The 26,041-nt window shown below is 57.1% G+C and carries 4 protein-coding genes; all 4 read right to left on the bottom strand.

Annotation, left to right across the window (positions count from 1 at the left end; genetic code table 11):
- Positions 1–18,846, bottom strand: an 18,846-nt coding sequence (locus C1T21_RS00025) for a non-ribosomal peptide synthetase (protein ID WP_103046698.1), incomplete at its 3' end; no start/stop codon positions are given.
- 230 nt (positions 18,847–19,076) lie between these two features.
- Complete coding sequence (locus C1T21_RS00020) at positions 19,077–20,810, bottom strand: ABC transporter ATP-binding protein (RefSeq protein ID WP_103046697.1); 1,734 nt, start codon at positions 20,808–20,810, stop codon at positions 19,077–19,079.
- Positions 20,807–22,633, bottom strand: coding sequence for an ABC transporter ATP-binding protein (locus C1T21_RS00015; RefSeq protein WP_103046696.1), 1,827 nt, complete (start codon positions 22,631–22,633; stop codon positions 20,807–20,809). Before C1T21_RS00015 ends, C1T21_RS00020 begins: the two co-directional genes overlap by 4 nt.
- A complete protein-coding gene (locus C1T21_RS00010; RefSeq protein ID WP_103046695.1) occupies positions 22,623–25,931 on the bottom strand; it encodes a non-ribosomal peptide synthetase in 3,309 nt (1,102 codons plus the stop codon). The genes C1T21_RS00015 and C1T21_RS00010 overlap by 11 nt, the downstream gene beginning before the upstream one ends.
- Between the last annotated feature and the right edge of the window lie 110 nt (positions 25,932–26,041).

The raw sequence follows: 26,041 nt of genomic DNA, 5'->3' as shown, positions 1-26,041 counted from the left end.
GAAAATAATATCAATGGTCTCTAGCACATCTTGCTCCTGTTCGGATTGCCCGTTCAGGGAAATATCCTTCAACAGCACCGAAGGCTGTTCGCAAATTTGGGTGATGATCACGAGCAGGTCCTGAGCGAAATTGTCGATCAGATTGCGTGTAAACAACTTGGTGGCATATTCAAACTGCCCGTTCATTCCCTCATCCAGCAACGAAATGACCAAGGTAAGATCAAATTGGGAAACCGTATGAGTTTCCGGATAAGATTCGATCTTGATATCCCCGAAGCTTTGAACGTTATCTTCCTTGGTTTCCAGAGCAAACATGACATCGAATACAGGATTGCGGCCTTGATCTCGCGGCGCCTGCAGCTTTTTCACAAGCTCCTCGAACGGATAATCCTGGTGGTCGTAGGCCCCCAGCATCGTTTCTTTGACTTCGTTCAAGTAAGCGAGGAACGTCTTCTCCCCGGACGGATAATGGCGAATCGCCAAAGTGTTGACAAACATTCCGATGAGCGGCTCCAGGTCGGCATGTGTGCGGCCCGAAACCGGCGTGCCTACAATGAAGTCTTCTTGTCCCGAGTACTTGCTGAGCAGGATTGAATAGGCCGCCAATAACACCATATAAAGGGTGGCACCGTTCTCATCGGCGATGCGCTGCAAGCTGTCGGTCATCTGCTTGTCGATGCTGAAAGGCAGCACATCTCCCTCAAAGCTGCGAGCGGCAGGTCTGACAAAGTCCGTAGGCAGTTCAAGCGTCGGCAGTTCGCCTTCCAGCACGTCCAGCCAGTAGGCTTCCTGACGTTTCAGCCGCTCTTTTACAGGTTCGGACTGCTGCCAAGCGGCGAATTCCTTGTATTGAATCCGAAGCGGTTCCATAGTCTCGCCGTTATACAGGCGCAGCAGCTCTTCGACGAAGATGCCCATCGACATGCCATCCGTGACGATATGATGAATGTCCAGCATGAGCAGATGCCGTTCCGCTTCCCATTCGACTAAGCCCACACGCAGCAGCGGCGGCCGCTCCAAATCAAAGACGCGCACAAAGCCGTCTACGATGCTCTTCGTTTCACTTTCCGTCGCTTTCGTATACTCGACGGCAAACTTCAAGTCCGGATAAATCCGTTGTACCGGTTCGCCGTCGACCATTTCGAAGCCGGTTCGCAAAATTTCGTGACGAGCTATCAATCCTTTGAGCGCCGCCTCGAATTGATTCCGTTCCAAGCGCCCGACGAGAACCGTCATGCCGGACATGTTGTAGCTAAGCTCGGCGCCTTCCATCTGCTGCTGGATGTACAGCCGTTTTTGCACGGAGGAAAGCGGATAGTAATCCCTCTTATCCAGAACCGGAATGGAGAGGTGTTCCTGCCGCTCCAATTGGCTGATCGCTTCGGCCATCGCTTCGATGGTCGAGTGCCGGAACACATCGCGCAGCGGCAGGTCCACGCTCAGCTCCTTGTGCACCTTGCTGACCAGCGTCGTCGCCCGCAGGGAGTGCCCGCCGAGGTCGAAGAAGTTGTCCGTCACGCCAATCGTGACCGGCCCGAGCACGTCCTGCCAGATGGCGACCAGTTTCGCCTCCAGTTCGGTGCGCGGCGCCACGTATTCGCGGCCTGCGCTTGCTCCCCCTTCCGGCGCCGGCAGCGCCTTCCGGTCGATTTTCCCGTTCGGCGTCAGAGGCAGGCGCTCCAGCTCGACGAAGTACGACGGGATCATGTACCCCGGCAGCTCGCTGGCAATCGCCCGTTTCAGGTCCGCCGCCGTCAGGCCTTCTTCCGCTGTATAATAAGCGCACAAAGCTTTCTGACCTTCTTGATCTTCCCTGACGACGACGACCGCTTCCTTCACGCCACCTACACTCAGCAGCTTCGCTTCGACTTCGCCCGTCTCAATCCGGTACCCCCGGATTTTCGCCTGGTTGTCGATCCGGCCGATGAAGTCCACGTTCCCGTCCTCCATCCACCGCGCCAAGTCTCCCGTGCGGTACAGCCGCTCGCCCGCGGCGAACGGGCTGTCTACGAACTTCTCTTCCGTCAGCTCCGGACGGTTCAAGTACCCGCGCGCCACTCCGACTCCGCCGATGGCCAGCTCGCCCAGCACTCCGACCGGCACCGGGTTCAGATGCGCGTCCACGATGTAGAATTTCGCATTCAGCCACGCTTTGCCGATCGGCACATTGCCTGTCTGCGGCAGCTTCGCCAGCTCCTCGTCATAGAAGCTTGAGTCGATCGCAGCTTCCGTCACACCGTATGCGTTGATGATCCGGAACAACGAGCCGAAGCGTTCCTGCAAGGTCCGGTAATCCGCCACGCTGCAGCTGTCCGAGCTCGTGATCAACAGCTCCATCCAGCTCATATCCAGTTGCTGCTCGTGCACGTACTCCAGGAACGGCACGATCAGCGCCGGCGTCGATTCGAAGATGGTGACCCGCTCCCGCTCCATCCAGTGGTGCAGACGAGACGGATCGATCCGGTCGTCCTTCGGCACGATCACCATCGTACCTCCGTTGTACAGCGTCCGGGCGATATCTCCCACGAACACGTCAAACGAGAAGCTTGCGAGCTGCAGCAGGCGCACTGGGAACTGATCCAACCGGTATTCCCGACGGTAGCCCGCCGCCGTGTTCACCAGGCTGCGGTGCTCGATCATCACGCCCTTCGGCTTGCCCGTCGTTCCCGACGTATAGATCACGTACGCCAGATCCTCCGGACGGGCTTCATGGAAGCTGTCGGTGCCAACATTCTGATGGCTCTCATCGCCGTCGTCCACAGCATCCGTCAGCTTGCCGGAGACAATGCCGGAGACAATGCCGGAGACAACCGACGCATTCGCCCGCTCCTCGCTGTACGACGCTTCGTCGTCCAGGTACAGCACCGCCGCCAGCGCCAGCTCCTCTTCGTCGAGCCAGGCTTCGGCACGCTCTCGCAGCGGCGTTTGCGTCAGCAGCACCTTCGCTCCACTGTCTTCAAGCATGAACCGCACGCGGTCTGCCGGATAATCCGGGTCGAGCGGTACATACGCCCCGCCCGCTTTCCAGACGGCCAGCACGGCCACCAGCAAGTCCACCGAACGCTCGGCGAGAATGCCGACGATCGTCTCCCGGCCGATGCCGCTTGCGCGCAGCGTAGCCGCCAAGCGGTTCGCCCGCTCGTTCAGCTCCGCATACGTCAGCCGGTCGTTCTCGTACACGACGGCCGCCTCTTCCGGCGTGCGCTCCGCCTGTTCCTCAAACAGCCGGTGGAACGCAGCCGCAGGAGCCGCTCCCGGCTGCGCCGGGTTAAACGCGCCGAGAATTTGCTCTTTTTCCGCCGGTGTCAAAATGCCCAGCTCGGCAATAGTCGCCGACGGGTTGCGGAGAATGGATTCAAGCAGCTGCAAGTAGTGAGCGGCCAATTTCTCCACCGTTTCGGTTTTATAAAGAGCAGTGGCGTATTCAAACAGATATTCCAAGCCTTCCTCGATCTCCGTGACGTCCAAGCTGAGATCGAATTTAGAAACAATTTCTTCGCTGGCATACGTCGACAAATGGAGTCCGGGAAGCTGGATTTCCAAATTCTCTGTATTCTGCAAAGCAAACATCGTATCGAACAGCGGATTGCGGCTTAAATCGCGAGCCACGTTCACCTTATCCACCAGTTCCTCAAACGGATAATTCTGATGTTCAAAAGCGCCCAGCGTCGTCTCCTTGATTTCCTTCAAGTAGTCAAGGAACGTCTTACCGGCAGCCGGATAACTGCGGATGGCCAGGGTATTGACGAACATCCCGATCAGCGGCTGAACGTCGCTGTGATTTCTTCCCGCAATCGGCGTACCGACCACCACGTCTTCTTGCCCTGTATATTTATGCAATAATATTGTATAACCAGCAAGCAGAACCATGTAAAGCGTTGCGCCGTTCTCGGCTGCAAGCCGTTTCAGACCCTCGCTTTTCTCGCTATGCATAAACAATTGCAGCGTGCGGCCCTCGTAGCTCTGCATAGCCGGGCGCGGATAGTCCATCGGCAATTCCAAAACCGGCAGCTCTCCGCGGAACATGTCGAGCCAGTAGGCTTCCTGCTTGGCAAGCTGAGCTTTCTGCTCGTCCGATTGCTGCCATACCGCATAATCTTTGTACTGAATGCGGAGCGGCTCCAACTGCTCCCCGCTGTACAAGCGGACGAACTCTTCGATCAGTACGTCAATCGAAACGCCGTCAGATACGATATGATGCGTATCGAACATTAGAATGTGCCGGTCCGGCGCCAGTTCGGCAAGGCCCACCCGCAGAAGTGGCGGCTTCGCTAGATCAAACGGACGAACGAATTGGCGCACCGTTTCTTCCGCCTGCTCCGCGCTGATCTGCACATATTCCACCTGGAAGGCGGCTTCTTCGTAAATCCGCTGAACCGCTTCGCCTTTTACCATCTCAAAGCCGGTACGCAGCGTTTCATGACGAGCTACGAGCCCGCGGAACGCTTCTTCAAACCGCTGCCGGTCGAGCTCCCCTTCGAGCAGCATAGCTCCCGGTATGTTGTAGCTCAGCTCGGCTCCTTCCAGCTGGTTCAAGATATAGAGACGTTTCTGAGCGGAAGAGAGCGGATAATACTCGCTAGGTTCCGCAGCCGGAATAGCCGTGAACGAGCCGATCTCCAGCCGCTCCATAGCCGCGGCCATTTCCTCAACCGTCGAGTAGCGGAATACGTCGCGAAGCGGAAATTCAACGCCTAGCTCCTTATGCATTTTGCTGACAAGCGTCGTCGCCCGCAGGGAGTGTCCGCCGAGGTCGAAGAAGTTGTCCGTTACGCCTACCGCCTTCTCCCGAACAAGCACATCCTGCCAAATGGCGGCCAGCTTCGCCTCAAGTTCGGTGCGCGGCGCCACGTATTCGCGGCCTGCGCTTGCTCCCCCTTCCGGCGCCGGCAGCGCCTTCCGGTCGATTTTCCCGTTCGGCGTCAGAGGCAGGTGCTCCAGCTCCACGAAGTACGACGGGATCATGTACCCCGGCAGCTCGTTGGCAATCGCCCGCTTCAGGTCCGCCGCCGTCAAGCCTTCTTCCGCTGTATAATAAGCGCACAAAGCTTTCTGACCTTCTTGATCTTCCCTGACGACGACGACCGCTTCCTTCACGCCACCTACACTCAGCAGCTTCGCTTCGACTTCGCCCGTCTCAATCCGGTACCCCCGGATTTTCGCCTGGTTGTCGATCCGGCCGATGAAGTCCACGTTCCCGTCCTCCATCCACCGCGCCAAGTCTCCCGTGCGGTACAGCCGCTCGCCCGCGGCGAACGGGCTGTCTACGAACTTCTCTTCTGTCAGCTCCGGACGGTTCAAGTACCCGCGCGCTACCCCGACTCCGCCGATAACCAGCTCGCCCAGCACCCCGACCGGCACCGGGTTCAGATGCGCGTCCACGATGTAGAATTTCGCATTCAGCCACGCTTTGCCGATCGGCACATTGCCTGTCTGCGGCAGCTTCGCCAGCTCCTCGTCATAGAAGCTTGAGTCGATCGCCGCTTCCGTCACGCCGTATGCGTTGATGATCCGGAACAACGAGCCGAAGCGTTCCTGCAAGGTCCGGTAATCCGCCACGCTGCAGCTGTCCGAGCTCGTGATCAACAGCTCCATCCAGCTCATATCCAGCCGCTGATCGTGCACGTACTCCAGGAACGGCACGATCAGCGCCGGCGTCGATTCGAAGATGGTGACCCGCTCCCGCTCCATCCAGTGGTGCAGACGAGACGGATCGATCCGGTCGTCCTTCGGCACAATCACCATCGTACCTCCGTTGTACAGCGTCCGCGCGATATCTCCCACGAACACGTCGAACGAGAAGCTTGCGAGCTGCAGCAGCCGCACCGGGAACTGATCCAACCGGTATTCCCGCCGGTAGCCCGCCGCCGTGTTCACCAGGCTGCGGTGCTCGATCATCACGCCCTTCGGCTTGCCCGTCGTTCCCGACGTGTAGATCACGTACGCCAGGTCCTCTGGACGGGCTTCATGGAAGCTGTCGGCATTCGTCCGCTCCTCGCTGTACGAAGTTTCGTCGTCGAGGTACAGCACCGCCGCCAGCGCCAGCTCCTCTTCGCCGAGCCAGGCTTCGGCGCGCTCTCGCAGCGGCGTTTGCGTCAGCAGCACCTTCGCTCCGCTGTCTTCGAGCATGAACCGCACCCGCTCCGCCGGATAATCCGGGTCGAGCGGCACATACGCCCCGCCCGCTTTCCAGACGGCCAGCACGGCCACCAGCAAGTCCACCGAACGCTCGGCGAGAATGCCGACGATCGTCTCCCGGCCGATGCCGCTTGCGCGCAGCGTGGCCGCCAAGCGATTCGCCCGCTCGTTCAGCTCCTCATACGTCAGCCGGTCATTCTCGTACACGACAGCTGCCGCTTCCGGCGTGCGCTCCGCCTGTTCCTCGAACAGCCGGTGGAACGCGGCCGCCGGAGCCGCTTCCGGCTGCGCCGGGTTAAACGCGCCAAGAATTTGCTCTTTTTCCGCCGCCGTCAAAAGCTCCAACTGATTCACGCGGATGCTCGGGTTAGCCGCAACCTTCTCCAGTACCCGGGCAAAATGACCGTGGATCAGCCTGATGTCTTCCTCTCTGAACGTCAGCGCATTGTACGTAAACCGCAGCAAAATATGCTCTTCCGGAATGACGGTAATGTCCAGGTCGTAGTTCGTTTGCTCCGGCGACTGGATATTAGCGATTTTCAGCGCTTCTTTGTCTCCGCCGACGACCTGCTCAATCTGTTCTTCCATCGGATAATTTTCAAAGACCATGATATGGTTGATCAAGTCGCGCTTGTGCTCGCTCAGCGACTGAATTTCGAACAGCGGGAACGTTTCGTAAGCTCCCGATGCCAGCGCTTGATCCTGGGTTTTTCTCAAGATATCGGCTACCGTCTCCTCGGCTTTGCCTTGAATACGGACCGGGATCGTGTTAATAAACAGGCCGATCATGCTTTCGATGCCCGGAATTTCCGCCGGACGCCCGGATACGACGGAGCCGAATACGACATCCTCGCTGTTGTTGTATACCTGCAGAACCAGTCCCCATACGGTCTGCATGAACGTATTGAGCGTCACCTGCTGCTGGCGCGCCACCCGCTCGATTTGCCCGGTCAGTTCCTTGCTGAGTTCCACATCGATTTCAGCCGCTTCAAAAGCGCCCTGCTTCAGCTGCGTTTTCTCCTGGGGCAGCTTGGTCTGCTGATCGTAACCCGCCAAATACTCGGACCAGTAACGCGAAGCTTTCGCGGCATCTTGAGCTTCCAGCCATTCGATATACCGGGAGTACGAGGTAACCGGAGGAAGCTCCAGCGTCCGCTTCTCCTGGAAAGCGAAGTAGGTGTCGAACACTTCCTTGATCATGAAGGACATGCACCAGCCGTCCATCAAAATGTGATGGTGACTCCAGATCACATGGTAGGACTCGTCGCCCGTGCGCAAAACTGTCACGCGCATAAGAGAGCCTCGGGCCAAATCGAACTTATTCGCTTTATCCGCGCTGACGAAATCGGCTATCGTCTTCTCCGGGTCTTCATCGCTTACCGAGCGAATATCTTCGAAGTACACTTCACACTTCCGCTCGCGGAATACCACTTGAATCGGCTCGTCTCTCCAGCCGGTAATAAAGTTGGTACGCAGCGCCTCATTCCGCTGCACCAGCGTATCCAATCCTTGGGTGAAGGCTTCGACATTCAGGCTTCCGTACAGATCGAAGGTCACCTGTTCGAAGTAAGCTTCCGAATCGGCATCCAGCAGGCTGTGGAACAACATCCCTTTTTGCAGCGGAGTCAGGGTGTATACATTCTCCAGTTCGCCGAGCGCCGCCGTATGTTCGGCCAGCCGCTCCAGTTCCTCCAACGTCACATCTTGAAGCAGTACGTCGCTAGGCGTAAGCTCCGGCCGCTCTTTCGATACGCAATGGCTGATGACTTCACGCAAGCTCGAATGAAGCAGGGTGCCCAGGCGCTCTACCGTTTCCCGTTTATACTGGGTTTCCCCATAACGGATCGTGAGTTCCTGCACTCCTTCCGACACCATACCGTTGATATCGAGGACATAATCCATCACTGCATCCGGGCTTGAATCGGAGCCCGGGCTGAACGGAGACGGCCTCGAGCCGCTGCTTTCGTAATCCTGGTCGAACTGACCCAAATAGTTAAAGCTGATCTCCGGCTCCAAAGCGAAGCGCTCGCCGTCACGCGGCGCCGACAAATAACGCAGGATGCCGTAGCCGATTCCTTTGTTCGGAATGCGGCGCAAGCTTTCTTTAACCTGTTTTACCTGATGACCGAGCGCCTGGGCGTGACCCGGCTCCAGAACGACAGGGAATTGGCTTGTAAACCAGCCTACCGTGCGCGTAATGTCCACATTCGGCAAAATATCTTCCCGGCCGTGGCCTTCGAGATTCACCAGCACGCGTTCCCGGCCGCTCCAAGCTTGTACCGCGAGGCCAAGCGCGGCAAGCAGCAAATCGTTCATTTCCGTATGGTAAGCACAGTGTGCCTGCTTCAGCAGCTGTTCGGTTTCCTCCGCCGTCCAGCGAACGGTCACGAGCCCGCTGTCCTTCAGCTTGGATCTGCCTTGTTCAAAATCTTTCGGAAGCGGCTCATAGGTCAATTGCTCGATATGCTGCCAATACTCTCTCTCGCTTTCCATCGCCGGACCGTTCGCATAATCAGCGAGCTGTTTCGCCCACGTTTGGAATGAATCCGTTTTGAGCGGCAGACGGATCGGCTGCCCTTGCAGCGCCTGCTCATAGCAGGCAGCAAAATCCTCAAGCAGAATCCGCCAGGATACGCCGTCTACGACCAAGTGATGGATCGCGATGAGCAGGTGGTCGCCGTCGTCGCAGCGGAACAAGCCGAGCTTCACCAGCGGACCGTTTTCCAGATCGATGCTCGCTTGAATGTCATTCGCCTTAGCCTCTACCGCTTCTTTCACGTCGCCGACTCCCTTGAAATCGACAACTTCCAGATCGAACAGCGCTTCGTTCTCCCCGGCGCCGCGATTCCAGGCGGTATAGCCGTTCTCAGTTTGGCGGTAAACCGTACGGAGAGCATCGTGATGCACGACAAGCTGACGCACCGCTTGGCGTAAAGCTTCTTCGTCAAAGCCTTGCTTGGAGAACTGCATGAACGCCTGGTTGCTGTGATGCACGTCGGCCGGATTTTGTTCAAAGAACCAACGCTGAATCGGGGTCAAGATGACCTCTCCCGTCACTTCGGCCTGGCTTGCCGTTCTCTCCGCCGTTTGCAGCTGCAAACTAAGGGCGGAAATCGTCGGGTAATGGAACAAATCTTTCATGACCAGCTTGTACCCCGTTTGCAAAAGACGGGACGATACCTGCAAGGCCTTGATCGAATCGCCGCCGAGCGCAAAGAAATTGTCCATCGTGCCGACCTGATCCACGCCCAGCACTGACTGCCAGACCGACGCAAGTGCTTGCTCGGCAGGAGTACGAGGCGCCGTGTATGCAGCCTCGGCACGAATGCTTCCTTCCGGTACAGGCAGCGCTTTACGGTCGATCTTCCCGTTCGGCGTAAGCGGCATTTGATCCAGGCGCATGATGCGCGAAGGCACCATATGGGAAGGCAGCGCGGCGTCCAGATGGGCCACAAGCCCTTCCAGATCGAAGCTGGAATCCGCTACGACATACCCGCACAAATATTTCTGCCCCCGCTCGTCCGTCCGGTCGATGACAAGCGCTTGACGCACGCCGGCAAAATTTTTCATGGCCGCTTCAATTTCACCAAGCTCGATCCGATAGCCGCGAATTTTCACCTGGTTGTCGATCCGGCCGATGAAGTCCACGTTGCCGTCCGGCATCCAGCGCGCCAGGTCGCCCGTCCGGTACAGCCGCTCCCCAGCGGCGAACGGGCTGTCTACGAATTTCTCCGCCGTCAAATCCGGGCGGTTCAAGTAACCTCGGGCCACACCCGCTCCGCCGATAACCAGCTCGCCCAACACCCCGATCGGCACCGGCTTCAGATTCGCATCCACGATGTAAAACTTGGCGTTCAGCCACGCTTTCCCGATCGGCACGCTGCCCGTCTTCGGCAGCTTCTCCAGCGGCTCGTCATAGAAGCTGGAGTCAATCGCCGCTTCCGTTACGCCGTAGCTGTTAATAATACGGAACTGCGAGCCGAAGCGCTCCTGCAAGGTGCGGTAATCCGCTACGCTGCACGCATCCGAGCTTGTGATCAGCAGCTGCATCGAGCTGAGGTCCAGACCCTCGGCATGCACATGCTCCATGAACGGCACGATCAGCGCCGGAGTCGATTCGAACACCGTCACGGCGTAGTCGCGAATCCAGCCGTAGAGGCGGGTTGGATCAATCCGGTCGTCCTTCGGCACGATGACCATGGTGCCGCCGTTGTACAGCGTCCGCGCGATATCTCCCACGAACACGTCGAACGAGAAGCTTGCGAGCTGCAGCAGCCGCACCGGGAACTGATCCAACCGGTATTCCCGCCGGTAGCCCGCCGCCGTGTTCACCAGGCTGCGGTTTTCCACCGCCACGCCCTTCGGACGGCCCGTCGTACCGGAGGTGTAGATGACGTAAGCCAAATCGCGCGGCTTGTTCACATTCGCCGGATTCGATGCGAGATCCGCCGCTAGTACGTTCTTCTCGGCTTCTGCCGTGGCGGACGATTCGGCAGCAGCCGCTTGCGCCAAAGCCTCCGCCTCTGCGCCTGCTTCGCCCACAGCCGCTTCCGCCGCTCCGAGGCTGTACGTCGCGGCGTCGTCAAGCGCAAGCACCGTTTGCAGCACTAGAGCTCCGTCGCTGCGCCAAGCTTCCGCCTGCTCCAGCAGGCGGGTCTGCGTGAGCAGCACCGACGCCCCGCTGTCCGCGAGCATATACTCGATCCGCTCCGCCGGATAGTCCGGGTCGAGCGGCACATAAGCGCCGCCCGCTTTCCATACGGCGAGCACCCCGATCAACAGCTCCGCCGAACGGCCGGCCAGAATGCCGACCACCTGCTCCGGCTTCACCCCGCGCGCCCGCAGTGCATACGCCAGACGATTCGCTTTGGCGTTCAGCTCCGCATACGTCAGCTTGCTGTCTTCGTAGACAACCGCCAGCGCTCCCGGAGTGCGCTCCGCCTGCTCCTCGAACAGCTCGTGGAACGTTCTCTCTCTCCACGACTCATCCGCTTCCAAACCTGTACCCTCTGCGGCGGGTTGCTTCGCAAGAGCCGAAGACGACACGTCAAACCCGACCAGCAAATCATGCTTTTCGCTGTCCGTCAAGATATCCAAATCCGAAATCCGCGCACCCGGCTGAGCCAGGATCGACGCCAAAAGCTGCTCGTAATGACCCGCCAGCCGTACCATCGTTTCCTGTCTAAACAACGAGGTAGCGTACTCGATCTTGCAAATCAGCTCGTTATCGGCTTCCACGATATCAAAGCTAAGATCAAACTTTGCCGTCTTTTCCTCGATGTCGAACAGCGACCATTGCAAGCCTTCCAGGGTTAAATCCAAGCTTTCGTGCTTTTGCAAAGAAAACATGGTGTCAAACAGAGGATTCCGGCTTAAATCCCGGCTCACCTGAAGAGCTTCCACCAGCTCCTCGAACGGATAGTCCTGGTGCTCGTAGGCTCCAAGCGTCGTTTCCTTCACTTCCTGCAAGTAATCCAGGAACGTCCGCTCCGCCACCGGACCCAAGCGAAGGGCCAGCGTATTGACGAACATGCCGATAATCGGCTGCAGGTCGGCGTGAGAACGGGCGGCAATCGGAGTGCCGACCACTATATCTTCCTGTCCCGCGTATTTATGAAGCAATACGGAGTAAGCAGCCAGCAGAAGCATGTACAGCGTCGCCCCCGAATCGCCGGCAAGCCGTTTGAGAGCTTCGCTTTTCTCCGCATCCAGCGTAAACGTGAGCGTTTGACCGTCAAACTGCTGGACGGCCGGGCGGGAGAAGTCGAGAGGCAGCTCAAGAACCGGAAGCTCGGAGCTGAATACCCCGCGCCAGTATTCCTCCTGCCGTTTGATGCGCTGGCGCTGTTCCTCGGATTGCTGCCAAACGGCGTAATCCTTGTATTGAATCCGCAGCTCCGGCAATTCTTCCCCATTGTAAAGCCGCACGAATTCGCGCAGCAGCACGTCCATGGAAAGGCCGTCGGAACCAATATGATGAATATCCAGCGCGAGCAGGAATTTCTCTTTCTCCAGTTCGATCAGTAGGGCGCGCAGCAAAGGCGGCTGGGTCAAGTCAAAAGGCTGAATGAAGCCTTCAAGAATGGCCGCAACCTGATCTTCGCTTGCTTGAAGCTTCTCGACCTTGAAAGCTACGAGCGGATGAATACGCTGAACCGGCTCCCCATTCACGATTTCAAAACCGGTGCGCAGCATATCGTGCCGGGCCACCAAAGTAGTCAGCGCCTTTTCCACTTTGGCCTCGTTCAAAGCCCCTTCCAATTGCAAGGCGCTTGGGAGGTTGTAATTCAGCTCCGAGCTATCCAGCTGGTGCAGGACGTACAGCCTTTTTTGCGCGGAGGAAACCGGATAGTACGCTTTCTCTTCCGCTTTCGGAATCGAGCTGTGCTGTGTTTCTTCCAAGCTGGCAATAGCCCCGGCCATCGACTCTACCGTCGTATAGCGGAACACATCGCGCAGTGGAAGTTCGACGTTCATTTCCTTCCGAATCTTGCTGACAAGGTTCGTCGCCCGCAAGGAGTGGCCTCCGAGCTCGAAGAAATTGTCCAGGACTCCAATGCCGGAGTAACCCAGCACTTCCTCCCAGATCTTCACAAGCTGGGACTCCGTCCGGTTACGCGGCGCTACGTATTCGACGCCCGTTTGCAAGCCGCCTTGCGGCTCCGGCAGCGCTTTGCGGTCCACTTTACCGTTGGACGTCAGCGGCATGCGCTCAAGCTGCAAGAAGTACGACGGGATCATGTACCCCGGCATTCCCTGGGCCAGCGAGGTTCTCATTTCGCTGACCGTCAGTGTCCGGTCCGCCACAAAGTAGGCGACAAGCGCCTTCTCGCCCCCGCCGTCCTGACGGGCAAGCACCACCGCTTCTTCCACGCCCTCGACGTTTAGCAGCTGCGTCTCGATTTCGTCCAGCTCGATCCGGTACCCGCGGATTTTGACCTGGTGATCGATTCGGCCCAGGTATTCGATGTTGCCGTCCGGCAGCCAAGCCGCCAAGTCGCCCGAGCGGTACAGTTTCTCCCCTTCCGCAAACGGGGAATCGACGAACTTCTCCGCCGTCAGATCCGGGCGGTTCAGGTATCCTCTCGCAAGGCCTTCCCCGGCCACGTACATTTCGCCCGCTACGCCGATCGGCACAGGGCGGCGGTTTTCATCAAGGACGTACACGCTCAGCGTCGGGATCGGCTTGCCGATATTGCTCTTCGCCGCCTCCATTTCGACCCACGTTATTTCCTTATACGTAACGTGAACCGTCGTCTCGGTAATGCCGTACATATTGATCAGCTTCGTCTCCGGGTACTTCGTCTTGAAGCCCTTGAGCAGCAGCGGACTCAGCGCTTCGCCCCCAAAGATCACATTGCGAATCCGCAAATCGTATGGATGATCCGTCAAGACCTCACGCAGCAGCTGGTAGAAGTACGTTGGTGTCTGGTTCAAAATGGTAACCTGTTCGCGGCCCAGCAGCGCCAGGAAATCGGCTGGACTTTTCGCCGTGAGCGGCGGTACGATGACCAGCTTGCCTCCGTACAGCAGCGCTCCGTACATTTCCCAGACGGAGAAATCGAAGCAGAACGAGTGGAACAGCGTCCACGTGTCGGACGGCCCGAAGTCGAACAGGTTCTTGTCGTTGAACAGGAGGCGCACGACGTTCTTATGCTCGATCAGCGTTCCTTTCGGTCTGCCAGTCGTTCCCGACGTGTAGATGACATAAGCCAGGTTGCCCGGCCCGGAAATCGGCTCCAGGTTCGAAGCGTCCCGCACATCGGCGGAGTTCGCCCCTCTGTCGCCCCCAACGAAATCGTCCAATTCGAGGCGCGTTCCTGCGAAGTCGGTCTTCTCGTGCAGATGCTTTTGAATCAGCAATAACGGCGCGCCCGAATCCTCGATCATGAAGCGGATGCGCTCCTCCGGGTAGTCGGGATCGACAGGCACGTATGCTCCGCCCGCTTTGAGAATCGCCAGAATGCCGACAACCATATCGAGCGAGCGTTCGGCCAGAATCGCTACCAGCTGGTCCGCTTCTACTCCCGTCTCTCGCAGCTTCCGCGCAAGGCGGTTGGATCGCTCGTTCAGCTCGCGGTAGGTCAGCTGCCGCTCGTTCATGACGGCGGCCACGTTGTCCGGATAAAGCTCCGCCTGCTCTTCAAACAAGCCGTGAATCGTCTGCTGCCGCGGGTAGTCCGCCTCCGAATCGTTGAAACCGCGCACCAACTCGCGGATTTCCTCCTCCGTGAGCATTTCCAGCGAGGCAATATCCCCGTCCGGCGCTGCTGCGATGGTTTCGAGCAGCTTGTCATAATGTCTGGCGAACCGCTCCGCGGTCTCTTGTTTATACAAAGCCGTAGCGTACTCCAACCGGCATTCGAGCTGACCGTCCAGCTCCGAAATATCCAGGAGCAGCTCGAACTTGGATGTTTGGTTTTCCAGTGGATAAAACGATTGCTCCAGCCCCTCGATGACAATTTGCTCGTTCTCCGTATTTTGTAGGGAGAAGAACGTGTCAAAGAGCGGATTCCGGCCGGTCGCGCGCGGAATGTGAAGACTTTCTACCAAGTCTTCGAACAAATAATTTTGGTGTTCGAAAGCCCCGAGCGTGATGTCCTTGATTTCTTCCAGGTACGAAAGGTACGGCTTGGAACGCTCCGGACGGCTGCGAATGGCCAGCGTGTTGATAAACATCCCTACGATCGGCTGCACTTCTTCCTGCGTTCTTCCGGCAATCGGCGTTCCTACGATCAGATCTTCCTGACCCGAATATTTATGCATAAGGATGGTGTAAGCCGACAGCAGTACCATGTACAGGGTCGTCCCTGTCCGTGCCGCCAGCTCTTTCAGCTTCTCCGTCCGATCTTTCTCGATATAAAACTTCACGGTTCGGCCGTCAAAGCTTTGCACCGCAGGCCGCGGGAAGTCCGTCGGCAGCTCCAAGACCGGCAGCTCGCCCGACAGCTGTTTCAGCCAATACTCCTTCTGCGGCTGGAGCATCTGCCCGTAAGCTTCGGAATGCTGCCAAACGGCATAATCTTTGTATTGAATGCGCAGCGGGGCCAGCTCCTCGCCCCGATACAGGCGGCTGAACTCGTCGAAGAGCAGCGCTGTCGAAATGCCGTCCGAGACGATATGGTGCATATCGAACAGCAGAATGTGGCGATCCTCGTCGACTTCGATCAGGCCGATGCGGAGAAGTGGCGGCTTGGTCAGATCAAACGGGTGATAGTATGCTTCCACCACTTGGTCCACTTCCCACTCGCTCGCTTGGAAATAATCTACAGCAAACTCCACCTCGTCATAGATGCGCTGGACAAGCTCGCCTTGAACCTGCTCGATCCCGGTACGCAGCGTCTCATGGCGCTGAATCAGCGCCCGGAACGCGTGCTCGACGCGCGTGCGGTCCAGCTTGCCTTCGAGAAGAAGCGCCGCCGACATATTGTAGCTGCGCTCGGCCCCGTCAAGCTGGCGCAGGACGTACAGACGCTTTTGCTCGGATGAAACCGGATAGTACTCGGCCTCAGCCGCCTTTGTAATCTCATACGTCTCCTGCTGCCTTAAACCGCCGATTCTTTGGGCCAGCTGTTCGATCGTGGTGTAGCGGAAAACTTCCCGCAGCGGAACCTCGACTTGCAGCTCTTTCCGAATCTTGGAAACCAGCGTGGAGGCCCGCAAGGAATGACCACCCAAGTCAAAGAAATCGTCTTGGACTCCAACTCGCGCAATACCCAGCACCTGCTGCCAAATGAGAGCAAGTCTTGTTTCCAGCGTTGTGCGAGGAGCCACATACTCACCGCCTGTTTCTACCTCTCCGGTCGGTTCAGGCAGCGCTTTACGGTCAATTTTGCCGTTCGGCGTGAGCGGAAGCTTATCAAGAGACACCAGCCGGGCCGGGACCATATGGGCCGGCAGCTCTTGCTTCAATTGGGACAGCAGATCGCTCAGCTGCAAGGAAGCATCCGCCGCCACGTAGCCGCACAAATACTTTTGCCCCTGCTCATCCGTGCGGTCGGTCACCACAGCCTGCTTGACGCCCGGGAAACGCAGCAGGGCCGTTTCAATTTCGCCAAGTTCGATACGGAACCCGCGAATTTTCACCTGATAGTCGATCCGGCCGATGAAGTCGACGTTGCCGTCTTCCAACCAGCGGGCCAAATCGCCTGTCCGGTACACACGTTCGCCCGGCACAAACGGGCTGTCCACAAACTTCTCGGCGGTTAGGTCCAGACGGTTCCAGTACCCGCGCGCCACCCCGGCGCCGCCTATGACAAGCTCGCCCGGAACCCCTACAGGAACTGGCTTTAACGCGGCATCGACAATGTAAAACCGGGCGTTCAGCCAAGCTTTGCCGATCGGCACATGACCCGACGGCGGCAGCTTATCCAGCGGCTCACCGTAAAAGCTGCTGTCAATGGCCGCTTCGGTAACGCCATAGCTGTTAATGATGCGGAATTGTCCGCCGAATCTTTCCAGCAGCAATCGGTAATCGGTGACACTGCAAGCATCCGAGCTGGTAATCAGCAACTGTATGGAGCTGACGTCCAGCCCTTCTTCATAAATATGCTGCATGAACGGCAGGATGAGCGCAGGCGTCGATTCGAATACCGTAATATTTTGGTCCCGAATCCAGCCGTATAAGAGGTTCGGATCAATCCGGTCATCCTTCGGCACAATCACCATCGTGCCTCCGTTATACAGCGTCCGCGCGATGTCTCCGACGAACACGTCAAACGAGAAGCTGGCCAGCTGCAGCAGCCGCACCGGAAACTGATCCAACCGGTACTCGCGACGGTACGCATCCGCCGTATTCACGAGACTACCGTGCTCGATCATGACGCCTTTCGGGCGTCCCGTCGTACCCGAGGTGTAAATCACATAAGCCAAGTCTTGCGGGGCGCTGCCGGCAGATTCAAATTCCACGGCTAAGGCATCCCCGTTATAAATCTGTTCATCGTCCATGGCATAGACAGCTTGAAGCTTCAGCCGGTCATCGGCCAACCAAACTCCGGCCCGCTCCAACAGATGACGCTGCGTAAGCAGCACCGTTGCTTCGCTATCGCTGAGCATGTACTCAATCCGCTCCGCCGGATAATCGGGGTCCAGCGGTACATAGGCTCCGCCGGCTTTCCAAACGGCGAGCACCCCGACCAGCAGTTCCACCGAACGCTCCGCCCAGATCCCCGTAATCGTCTCCCTTCCCACGCCCTGTTCGCGAAGGAGAGAAGCCAGCCGCTCGGCGCGTTCGTTCAATTCGCCGTAGGTCAGCTGTTTGTCCATGTAGACGACTGCCGGATGATCAGGAATTTCCAGGGCAAACTTTTCAACATACCGATGAAACGCTTCTCCCTCGCTCAGCCCTGCCACCGGCGGGTTAAAAACGTTGAGAATGCGGTGTCTCTCCTCATCGCTCAGCAGAGAAATCTCGCGTACCGGCAGTTCGGGAGTCTGAAGAAACTGGTCCAGAACGGTTACATACTGTTCCATAATCCGATCAATCTCGGCCGTCTCGAACAGGCCGGTACGATAGGAAGCATGGAGAATTACATGGCCTTCATTCAGCATATGGTCGAAGCGCAGCAGCAAATCGTCCATCTCGTGCCTAGCGAAGTGAGCCTCCAGGCGTACCTTGATTTCTTCGTACTCCACGATTTTCAAAGGCAGATATTCCAGAGACGTGCGGAACAGCCCCGAAAGATCGTTGCGGCCGTGTTGTTCGCGTAAATCCTGGATCAATTGGTTATAAGGGTATTTCTGATACCGCAGATCCGCCGTATTTTCCTTGGAAACCGTTTGGATCAAGGAAAGCACGTGCCTGTCTGGATTCAGACGGATCCGCGTAGCCACGGTGCTGACGAACATGCCGATCGTTTCTTTTTCCTTCTTGCTGGTGCGATTGGCGAAAACCGTGCCGACCGGAACATCGGTGCTGTCGGTCAGCTTGTACAATAAGGCGTACATGGCGGACAGAAATAACGTATATAAGCTGACCTGATATTGTTCGCTGAAGGCCAGAATGCGTTCATACCGGGAACCGTCCAAAGTGATGGCCAGTTTATTGGATTCGCTGCCGATCGAGAATGGCGGATACGATTTAATGCCGGTCGTTTCAGGCAAAGTGTTGTACTTCGTCAGCCAGTATTCCTTGCCTTTTTGATAACGCTGCGATTGCTCATATTCACGCTCCGCAGAAATATAATCCAGATAGGAAGGGGCCTGGTAACTGCTGGAGATGCCTTTGCGCAGTTCCAGGTATTTTTCCATCACCGCATGCAGCAAAGCATTGACGGACAAGCCGTCGGCGATAATATGATTTACCGTCAAATTGAGCCATACTTGGCCGTTCGCAAAATGGATAATCGTAAATTGGTAGAGGTGTTCGTCGAACACGCTGGCCGGTTTTTCGCTTACTTCTTTCACCCAAGCATAGAATTGTTCGGTTGTGCCTATTTCGAGGCGGCTTATCCTAGCTTGGACATTCTCCGGTTCTTCGAACCACTGCGTTGGATTTTGCAAATCCCCGCTAATGCGGATTCGGAAAACGTCATAGGTTTTGACGATCTCTGCCGCCGCTTGCTCCAGAAGCTGTGTGTTGATCTCGCCCGTAATCTGGTAGGTCGCGGAAAGCATCGTGATGGACGTTCCCGGATTCATAATTTCCATGAACCATATTCGGCGCTGGGCTTGCGTTAATCCATATTGCTCGTTGGTATTCTCTCTCACATCGACACACTCCCGGTTTAGAGATTCTTTATAGATAGGCTTTGTACCTAGATGTCACTTAGTCACTCTTAGAAGAACCGTGCAGGCCATTCCCGGAACGGCTCCTTCGGACTCTTCCTCCTTTTTCGTGTCTACGTTTTCTGGTAATTACCGGTTATAAAGTCATACCTTGGATTACTAAAAGACTCTGTCGCATTCGCAAGCAGGAAGCCGCCCGCCGTAAAGCGGGTCTAGCCGTACAGCCGGGCGTAATACCCCCCGAGCGCCAGCAGGTCCTGATGGCGGCCCCGCTCGACGACCGTCCCTTGGTTCATGACGGTAATCAAATCCGCATGTTCCACGGTGCTGAGACGGTGGGCGATCAGAATGGTGGTGCGCCCCTTCATCAATTCGTTCAGGGCCTGCTGTACCCAATGCTGGGATTCGTTATCCAGCGCGGAAGTCGCTTCGTCCAGCAGCAGAATCGGGGCGTTTTTGAGAATCGCCCGGGCGATCGCAATTCGCTGCCTTTGTCCGCCCGACAACGACGCTCCTCTCTCTCCCACCGGCGTTTTATACTGTTCAGGAAGTTCCTGAATGAAATGGTGAGCGTACGCCGCTTTGGCCGCTTCGATCACTTCTTCATCCGTTGCATCCGGGTTGCCGTAGCGGATGTTTTCCTCAATCGTGCCGGTAAACAAGAACGGCTCCTGCGGAACGTATGCAATCTGCCTGCGGATTTCGTCCAGCGTGTAATGGCCGAACGGTTTGCCTTGGAGCAGGATTTCTCCGCTGTCCACAGGATAAAAGCCGAGCAGCAGCTTGATCAGCGTACTTTTGCCGCTGCCGCTGGCCCCCACGATAGCGGCGACCTGGCCGGGAAACACCTGCATGGAGATGTCGATAAGCACCTTTTTATCCGCCTGATAGGAAAATACCACATCGCGAAACTCCACCGCAGCCTCCGACACGAGCTCGCTGTGAGGAGATCCCAAACGCTCCGGTTCCTCTTCCTCTCTTAGTACCTCTTGAATCCGGTGAGCGCCCGCGAGCGAATTTTGGGTCATCGACAGAACCATCCCCAAGTTCAACAAGGCGTGCGTCAGATTCACTTGCAGAACCGCCAGGGCGGCGACGCTTCCCATTCCCATCAGTCCGTAGGCATAAAGAAGACTGCCGATGACGATGATGCCGCAGAACGTGACGTAGCTGATAAAATGATTCACCGCAGCCTGCGTGCCGTTCTTCTGCGCGGTTTGCCGAAGCGTCTGCGTCATTTGTTCGTTCAACGCCTCGTACTGGCCGTAAATCGTGCGGATGCGGAACAGCTTCACAATTTGAATGCCGCCCATAAAATCTTTGAATTTTTCGGTCATTTTACCGAGCGTTTGCAAGCCTTGTTCGGACAAGGCGCGAATATCCCGCGCAAATTTCAGGCTGACCACGGAGGACAGCAGCAGAATGACGAAGGATACGCCGGCAAACCGCCAATCGATCAACACCATGGAGACAATGGAGCCGATGCAAAAGACAACTTGAAGCAGCAAAACGAAGTAAACCTGCGAGAATGTAAACTCAACGGTCGTTACGTCGTTGTTCACCCGCGACAGCAAGTCCCCATGGTGCGTCTGCTCCAGGAATCTCGGTCGCACCCGGCACAGCTTGTCATAAAGACGTTCGCGGATATTCAGCACAGTCAGCTCGACACTGCGCTGGTATAAGTAAATGAACCAGGGAGAAATCACATTTTCCAGGAACAAGGCCGCGCCCAAAATAATAAAGGCTTCCACCATCAGGGACGTATCTCGGGACACGGCGAAATCAACCAAGTTATGTACGACCAAGCTGAAGGCGATCAGGAACAATGTCTGGGTGAGCGCCGTCACGGCCAGGCCAATGGCGTACTGGGTTTTGCGCTTGCGGTTCATAAACATCAGCAAGTAGCCGAGTTCTTTCACTTGCGAGAGCCATCCGCCCTTTTTCATGTGTACGCCACCTCCCTGCGTTCGGCAGACTCGGTAAATTCCTGATAGTATGACTGGGCGTACAGTCCCTTCATCTTCAGCAATTGCTCATGAGTGCCCTTTTCAACAATACTCCCCTGTTCCATGACCCAAATTTCGTCGGCGTTTTGTACTGTAGAAAGCCGGTGGGCAATAACCATCGTCGTTCTCTGCTTCATCAATACGCCCAGCGCTTCCTGAACCGCGCTTTCCGACTCCGGATCAAGAGCCGACGTTGGCTCGTCCAGCAGCAGAACGGGAGCATCCTTCAGAAAAGCCCGGGCCATTGCAATGCGCTGGCGCTGCCCGCCGGACAAAAAGCCTCCGCGCTCTCCGACATACGTCTGGTAGCCGTCGGGAAGCTGCATAATGAAGGAATGCGCCTGAGCGGCTTTGGCGGCTTCGATAATCTCGTCCATCGACGCTACTTCCCGCCCGTAGCCGATATTTTCAGCGATCGTGCCGCTAAACAAATATGAATCCTGGGTTACCACGGAAAAATGCGACCGAAGCTGCTCCGGATCGGCGCCGTGGATCAGGCTGCCGAACACGCGGATCTCGCCCTGGTCCTCCGGAAGCGGATAAAAGCCGCATACAAGCTTAAACACCGTGCTCTTCCCTCCGCCGCTCGCTCCGACAAGCGCGATCGTCTTCCCTTCCGGCACCGAGAAGCTAACATTCCGCAGGATCGGGGAGCTCTCCTCATACCCGAAGGTTACGTTCTGAAACTCGATGGGGGCGGCGCTCGCTTTCGGAAGCGAACGGCCATTTTCCGTTTCGGTCGGCTGCTCGACGATTTCGGAGACCCTTCTCAGGGCACCGGCCATTTCGAACGTCCGCGTGATGAGCTCGGGAATATGCTCCAGCGGCTCCAGACACAGATTCAGCAAGTACAGGAAGGCGATCAGCTCTCCCGCGCCTAGCTGCCCTTTGTAGATCAAATAGCTTCCGTAACTGACGGCGAAAATGATCGGGCTGATCATCAGCGTGGAAAGCAGCGGGTTGACCCAGGCTTCCCGCTTTTTCACGGCCAGCTTTTTTTGGGCCGTCAATTGCAGCAGCACTTGGTAGGAGCGAGATAACATGCCGGATAGCAGGTAGCTTTTTACAATAGGCATACCCCCAAGCGTATCCTGGAGGTTGACGTTCATTCGGCCCATGTTCGCCTGGGCTTCCTCCGTCAACCGCTCCAACTGCTTGCCGATCCATTGGGAAACCAGCAGCGCTACGGGAAATAACAGCAGGCTGTACAGCATCAGCTCCCATTGGAGGTAGATCAAATAAGCGAAACAGCCGATGAATAACAGCGGATGATAAAACCACTGGGCGAGGTCCCGAATCATAAACTGCTGGATGAGCTGCAGGTCGTTGTTGATCCGCGACAATACGTCGCCGGAGTGCTGCTTTTCCAAATAGGAGACCGGGAGTTTGCCGATATGACGCATGACATGGTTGCGGATATCCTGCACCGCAGAGGCGCTGCTTCGCTCCACGCCGAAGCTCATGAAAAACTTCGCCGGCACACCGATCAAGATGACCACAAAGACCGTGTACACGATTTGCAGAACGATTGGCCCCGCCCCCTTCTCGGCCTGGGTGGTCAGCTGCTCGATCAAACTTCCCGTCCATATCTCAATAACGGCGGCGGCAATCGCGGACAAGATACCGACGATCATCCAGCCTTTGTGACGGCTTACATAGGACATCAGCCAGCGGAACGCTTTCCAGGCGGCGTAAGCGGTTTGGCGCTTGGAAGGCGCCGCTGTGCCTTGTTCTAGAACAGACGGCTGGCGGTCAGCTTCCATGCAGTACCCCGGCCTCCGCTTCGATCCGCCGCTTGACTTGCTCTAAGATGTCCCGGATGACGACGGCCGTTTCTTCCACGCGCGCGAGTTCCAGCAATTCCTCGTGCGCGCCCTCCAGCCGGTAATCGGCGTAAGCTTGCGTCGTTGCCCCCCGCCAGGAAGGCAATTGGTGCTCCAGGCGGAACGCTTCGCTGTCCTTCGCAATCAGTTCGTAAATCCTGGCCGGGATCGTGCCGGAATTAATAAGCTGCGCTTCGTACGCCAAGGTCGCTTTGACCTTCCGATGAACTCGCTCCCGCACGAGCGGGTTGCTCATTAATTCCTTCTCTTCTTCGTCGAAATCGGCAAGCGTTTCTTCAAGCTCTTTCTCCGACGTTTCGGAAGGCGTCAGCGTGTCCTTAATCCACGAGTCCAACATGAGCACGTCCGTTACGGAATACCCTCTTTTCTCCATCGTTTTGGCTACCTCGAACGTCAGGTTGCCTCCGAAGCAGTAGCCGAGCAGCACGTAAGGTCCTTCCGGCTGGATGCGGACGATCTCGTCCACATAACGGTTCAGCATGGCCTCGTAATCGACGGCATCGTCGATAAAATCAATGCCGTAGAGCACGAACCGGCCGTCGAGCCTGCTTGCGAGCTCTCGGTAACCGATGCCGAAGCCGCTGCCCGGAGGGAAGCAGAACACGTTCAGATCTCCTGCTTTATTCAGCTTAATGAAGGAGTCTCCCCCTTTATCCAGGCCCAGATCCCCCTCGCCGAAAGCCATGGCTTCAACTGTTAGATTGTGGAATTGGCGGTTCAGCGGTATCTCGATGTCCGTTTCATCGTAAACGGCTTGAACGAGCCTCATCAGACTTAACGAATTGCCACCCAACTCAAAAAAGTTATCCTTTACGCCGACCTGCGGAACGCCAAGCGTATCCTGCCAGACGCGGGCGATCTTCATTTCGAGCAGCGTTCTCGGCGCGACATATTCCGCTCCTCCGGCCGCGGCTTCCTCCGGCGCGGGCAGCGCTTTGCGGTCGATTTTCCCGTTCGGGGTCAGCGGCATCCGCGAAAGCTGCACGAGGTGCGAAGGAATCATATACCCCGGAAGCTGCTTGGCGAGCTCCTCCTTGAGTTCATGCGCCGCCAGCCTCGTTTCCGCGACGTAATAAGCGACAAGCTGCTTATGGCCGTTCGCGTCGTCGCGGTCGAGCACCTTGGCTTCTTGCACGGCGGCGATCTTCAGCAGCTGCGTCTCGATTTCGTCCAGCTCGATCCGGTACCCACGGATTTTCACCTGATGATCGATCCGGCCCAGGTATTCGATGTTGCCGTCCGGCAGCCAAGCCGCCAAGTCGCCCGAGCGGTACAGTTTCTCCCCCTCCGCAAACGGGGAATCGACGAACTTCTCCGCCGTCAGATCCGGACGGTTCAGGTATCCTCTCGCAAGGCCTTCCCCGGCCACGTACATTTCGCCCGCTACACCGATCGGCACAGGGGAGCGGTTTTCATCAAGGACGTACACGCTCAGCGTCGGGATCGGCTTGCCGATATTGCTCTTCGCCGCCTCCATTTCGACCCACGTTATTTCCTTATACGTAACGTGAACCGTCGTCTCGGTAATGCCGTACATATTGATCAGCTTCGTCTCCGGGTACTTCGTCTTGAATCCCTTGAGCAGCAGCGGACTCAGCGCTTCGCCCCCGAAGATGACGTTGCGAATCCGCAGATCGTACGGATGGTCCGCCAAGACCTTACGCAGCAGCTGGTAGAAGTACGTTGGCGTCTGGTTCAAAATCGTGACCTGTTCGCGGCCCAGCAGCGCCAGGAAATCGGCCGGATTTTTCGCCGTGAGCGGCGGTACGATGACCAGCTTGCCTCCGTACAGCAGCGCTCCGTACATTTCCCAGACGGAGAAATCGAAGCAGAACGAGTGGAACAGCGTCCACGTGTCGGACGGCCCGAAGTCGAACAGGTTCTTGTCGTTGAACAGGAGGCGCACGACGTTCTTATGCTCGATCAGCGTTCCTTTCGGTCTGCCGGTCGTTCCCGACGTGTAGATGACATAAGCCAGGTTGCCCGGCCCGGAAATCGGCTCCAGGTTCGAAGCGTCCCGCACATCGGCGGAGTCCGCCCCTCTGTCGCCCCACACGAAATCGTCCAATTCAAGGCGCGTTCCTGCGAAGTCGGTCTTCTCGTGCAGATGCTTTTGAATCAGCAATAACGGCGCGCCCGAATCCTCGATCATGAAGCGGATGCGCTCCTCCGGGTAGTCGGGATCGACAGGCACGTATGCTCCGCCCGCTTTGAGAATCGCCAGAATGCCGACAACCATATCGAGCGAGCGTTCGGCCAGAATCGCTACCAGCTGGTCCGCTTCTACTCCCGTCTCTCGCAGCTTCCGCGCAAGGCGGTTGGATCGCTCGTTCAGCTCGCGGTAGGTCAGCTGCCGCTCGTTCATGACGGCGGCCACGTTGTCCGGGTAAAGCTCCGCCTGTTCTTCGAACAAGCCGTAAATCGTTTTCCCCCGCTCGAACTCGGTTTCGGTGTCATTAAATCGCTTCAGCAGCGTCTCCCTCTCGTCTGGGGACAGCACATCGGCTTGTCCAAGCTCCAGATCCGGCTGAAATAAAAGCACGGACAGCAGCCTAACAAGATGGTCGGCCGCCTGTTCCACAAATGCCCGCTCGTAACGCTGCCCGTCAAAGCTTATTTCCAGCTCGATGGAGTGGTTTTGGCGGTCGAAGCGAAAAACCGTATCGGCCGCCACCCGGTTACCCAGCGGTTCCGGATGAATCGGGGCGAAGGATACGACGGTGTTGACGACCGGGAGGCCGTCCCCCGTATAGTCCAGATGGAGCGGCTCCACCATTTTCCGAAAAGGCAGGTGCTGATGCTCCAGCGCCTCGCCGATGGAGGCTTTGATGCCCCCGAGCAGCGTTTTCAGCGTAGTCTGGCGGCTTACGGACGTCTTGATCACCAAGATGTCATGCGGCGGCGGAGTCCCGTCGGGGTCTGCGCTATAAGAAGGCATGCCGACCAGCACTTGGTCCCGCCCGGTATACTTGAACAGCAGGCTTTTTACTCCTGCCAAAACAATCATGTACAAAGCCAAATCCGAACCGTTGGCGAGGCAAATGATTCTCTCCGAGAGTTCGCTCGGCAGAGTACGGTGAAGCAAGCCCGGCTCGGCCGCAGCTTCCCCGTCGGCGGATAATTTGGAGGATTGACTGTAGGGAAGGAAGCTCAGGCTGTCATCGGCGTCAAACTTGCCGCTCCAGTACCGTTCTTCCTTTTCAAACAAAGATTTCATTTGTACCTCCCCTAAAAATGAAGTGACCGCATGCCCCGGCGCAGGTCCGAAAAAGCTTGCTTTCGGCCTGCGCGTTTACGGGCTTGGACGTTGTTCGCCGTCTTCCTTGG

The organism is Paenibacillus sp. F4 (assembly GCF_002894905.1).
Classification (GTDB): domain Bacteria; phylum Bacillota; class Bacilli; order Paenibacillales; family Paenibacillaceae; genus Paenibacillus; species Paenibacillus polymyxa_B.
This window is presented reverse-complemented; position numbering and strand designations above follow the sequence as displayed.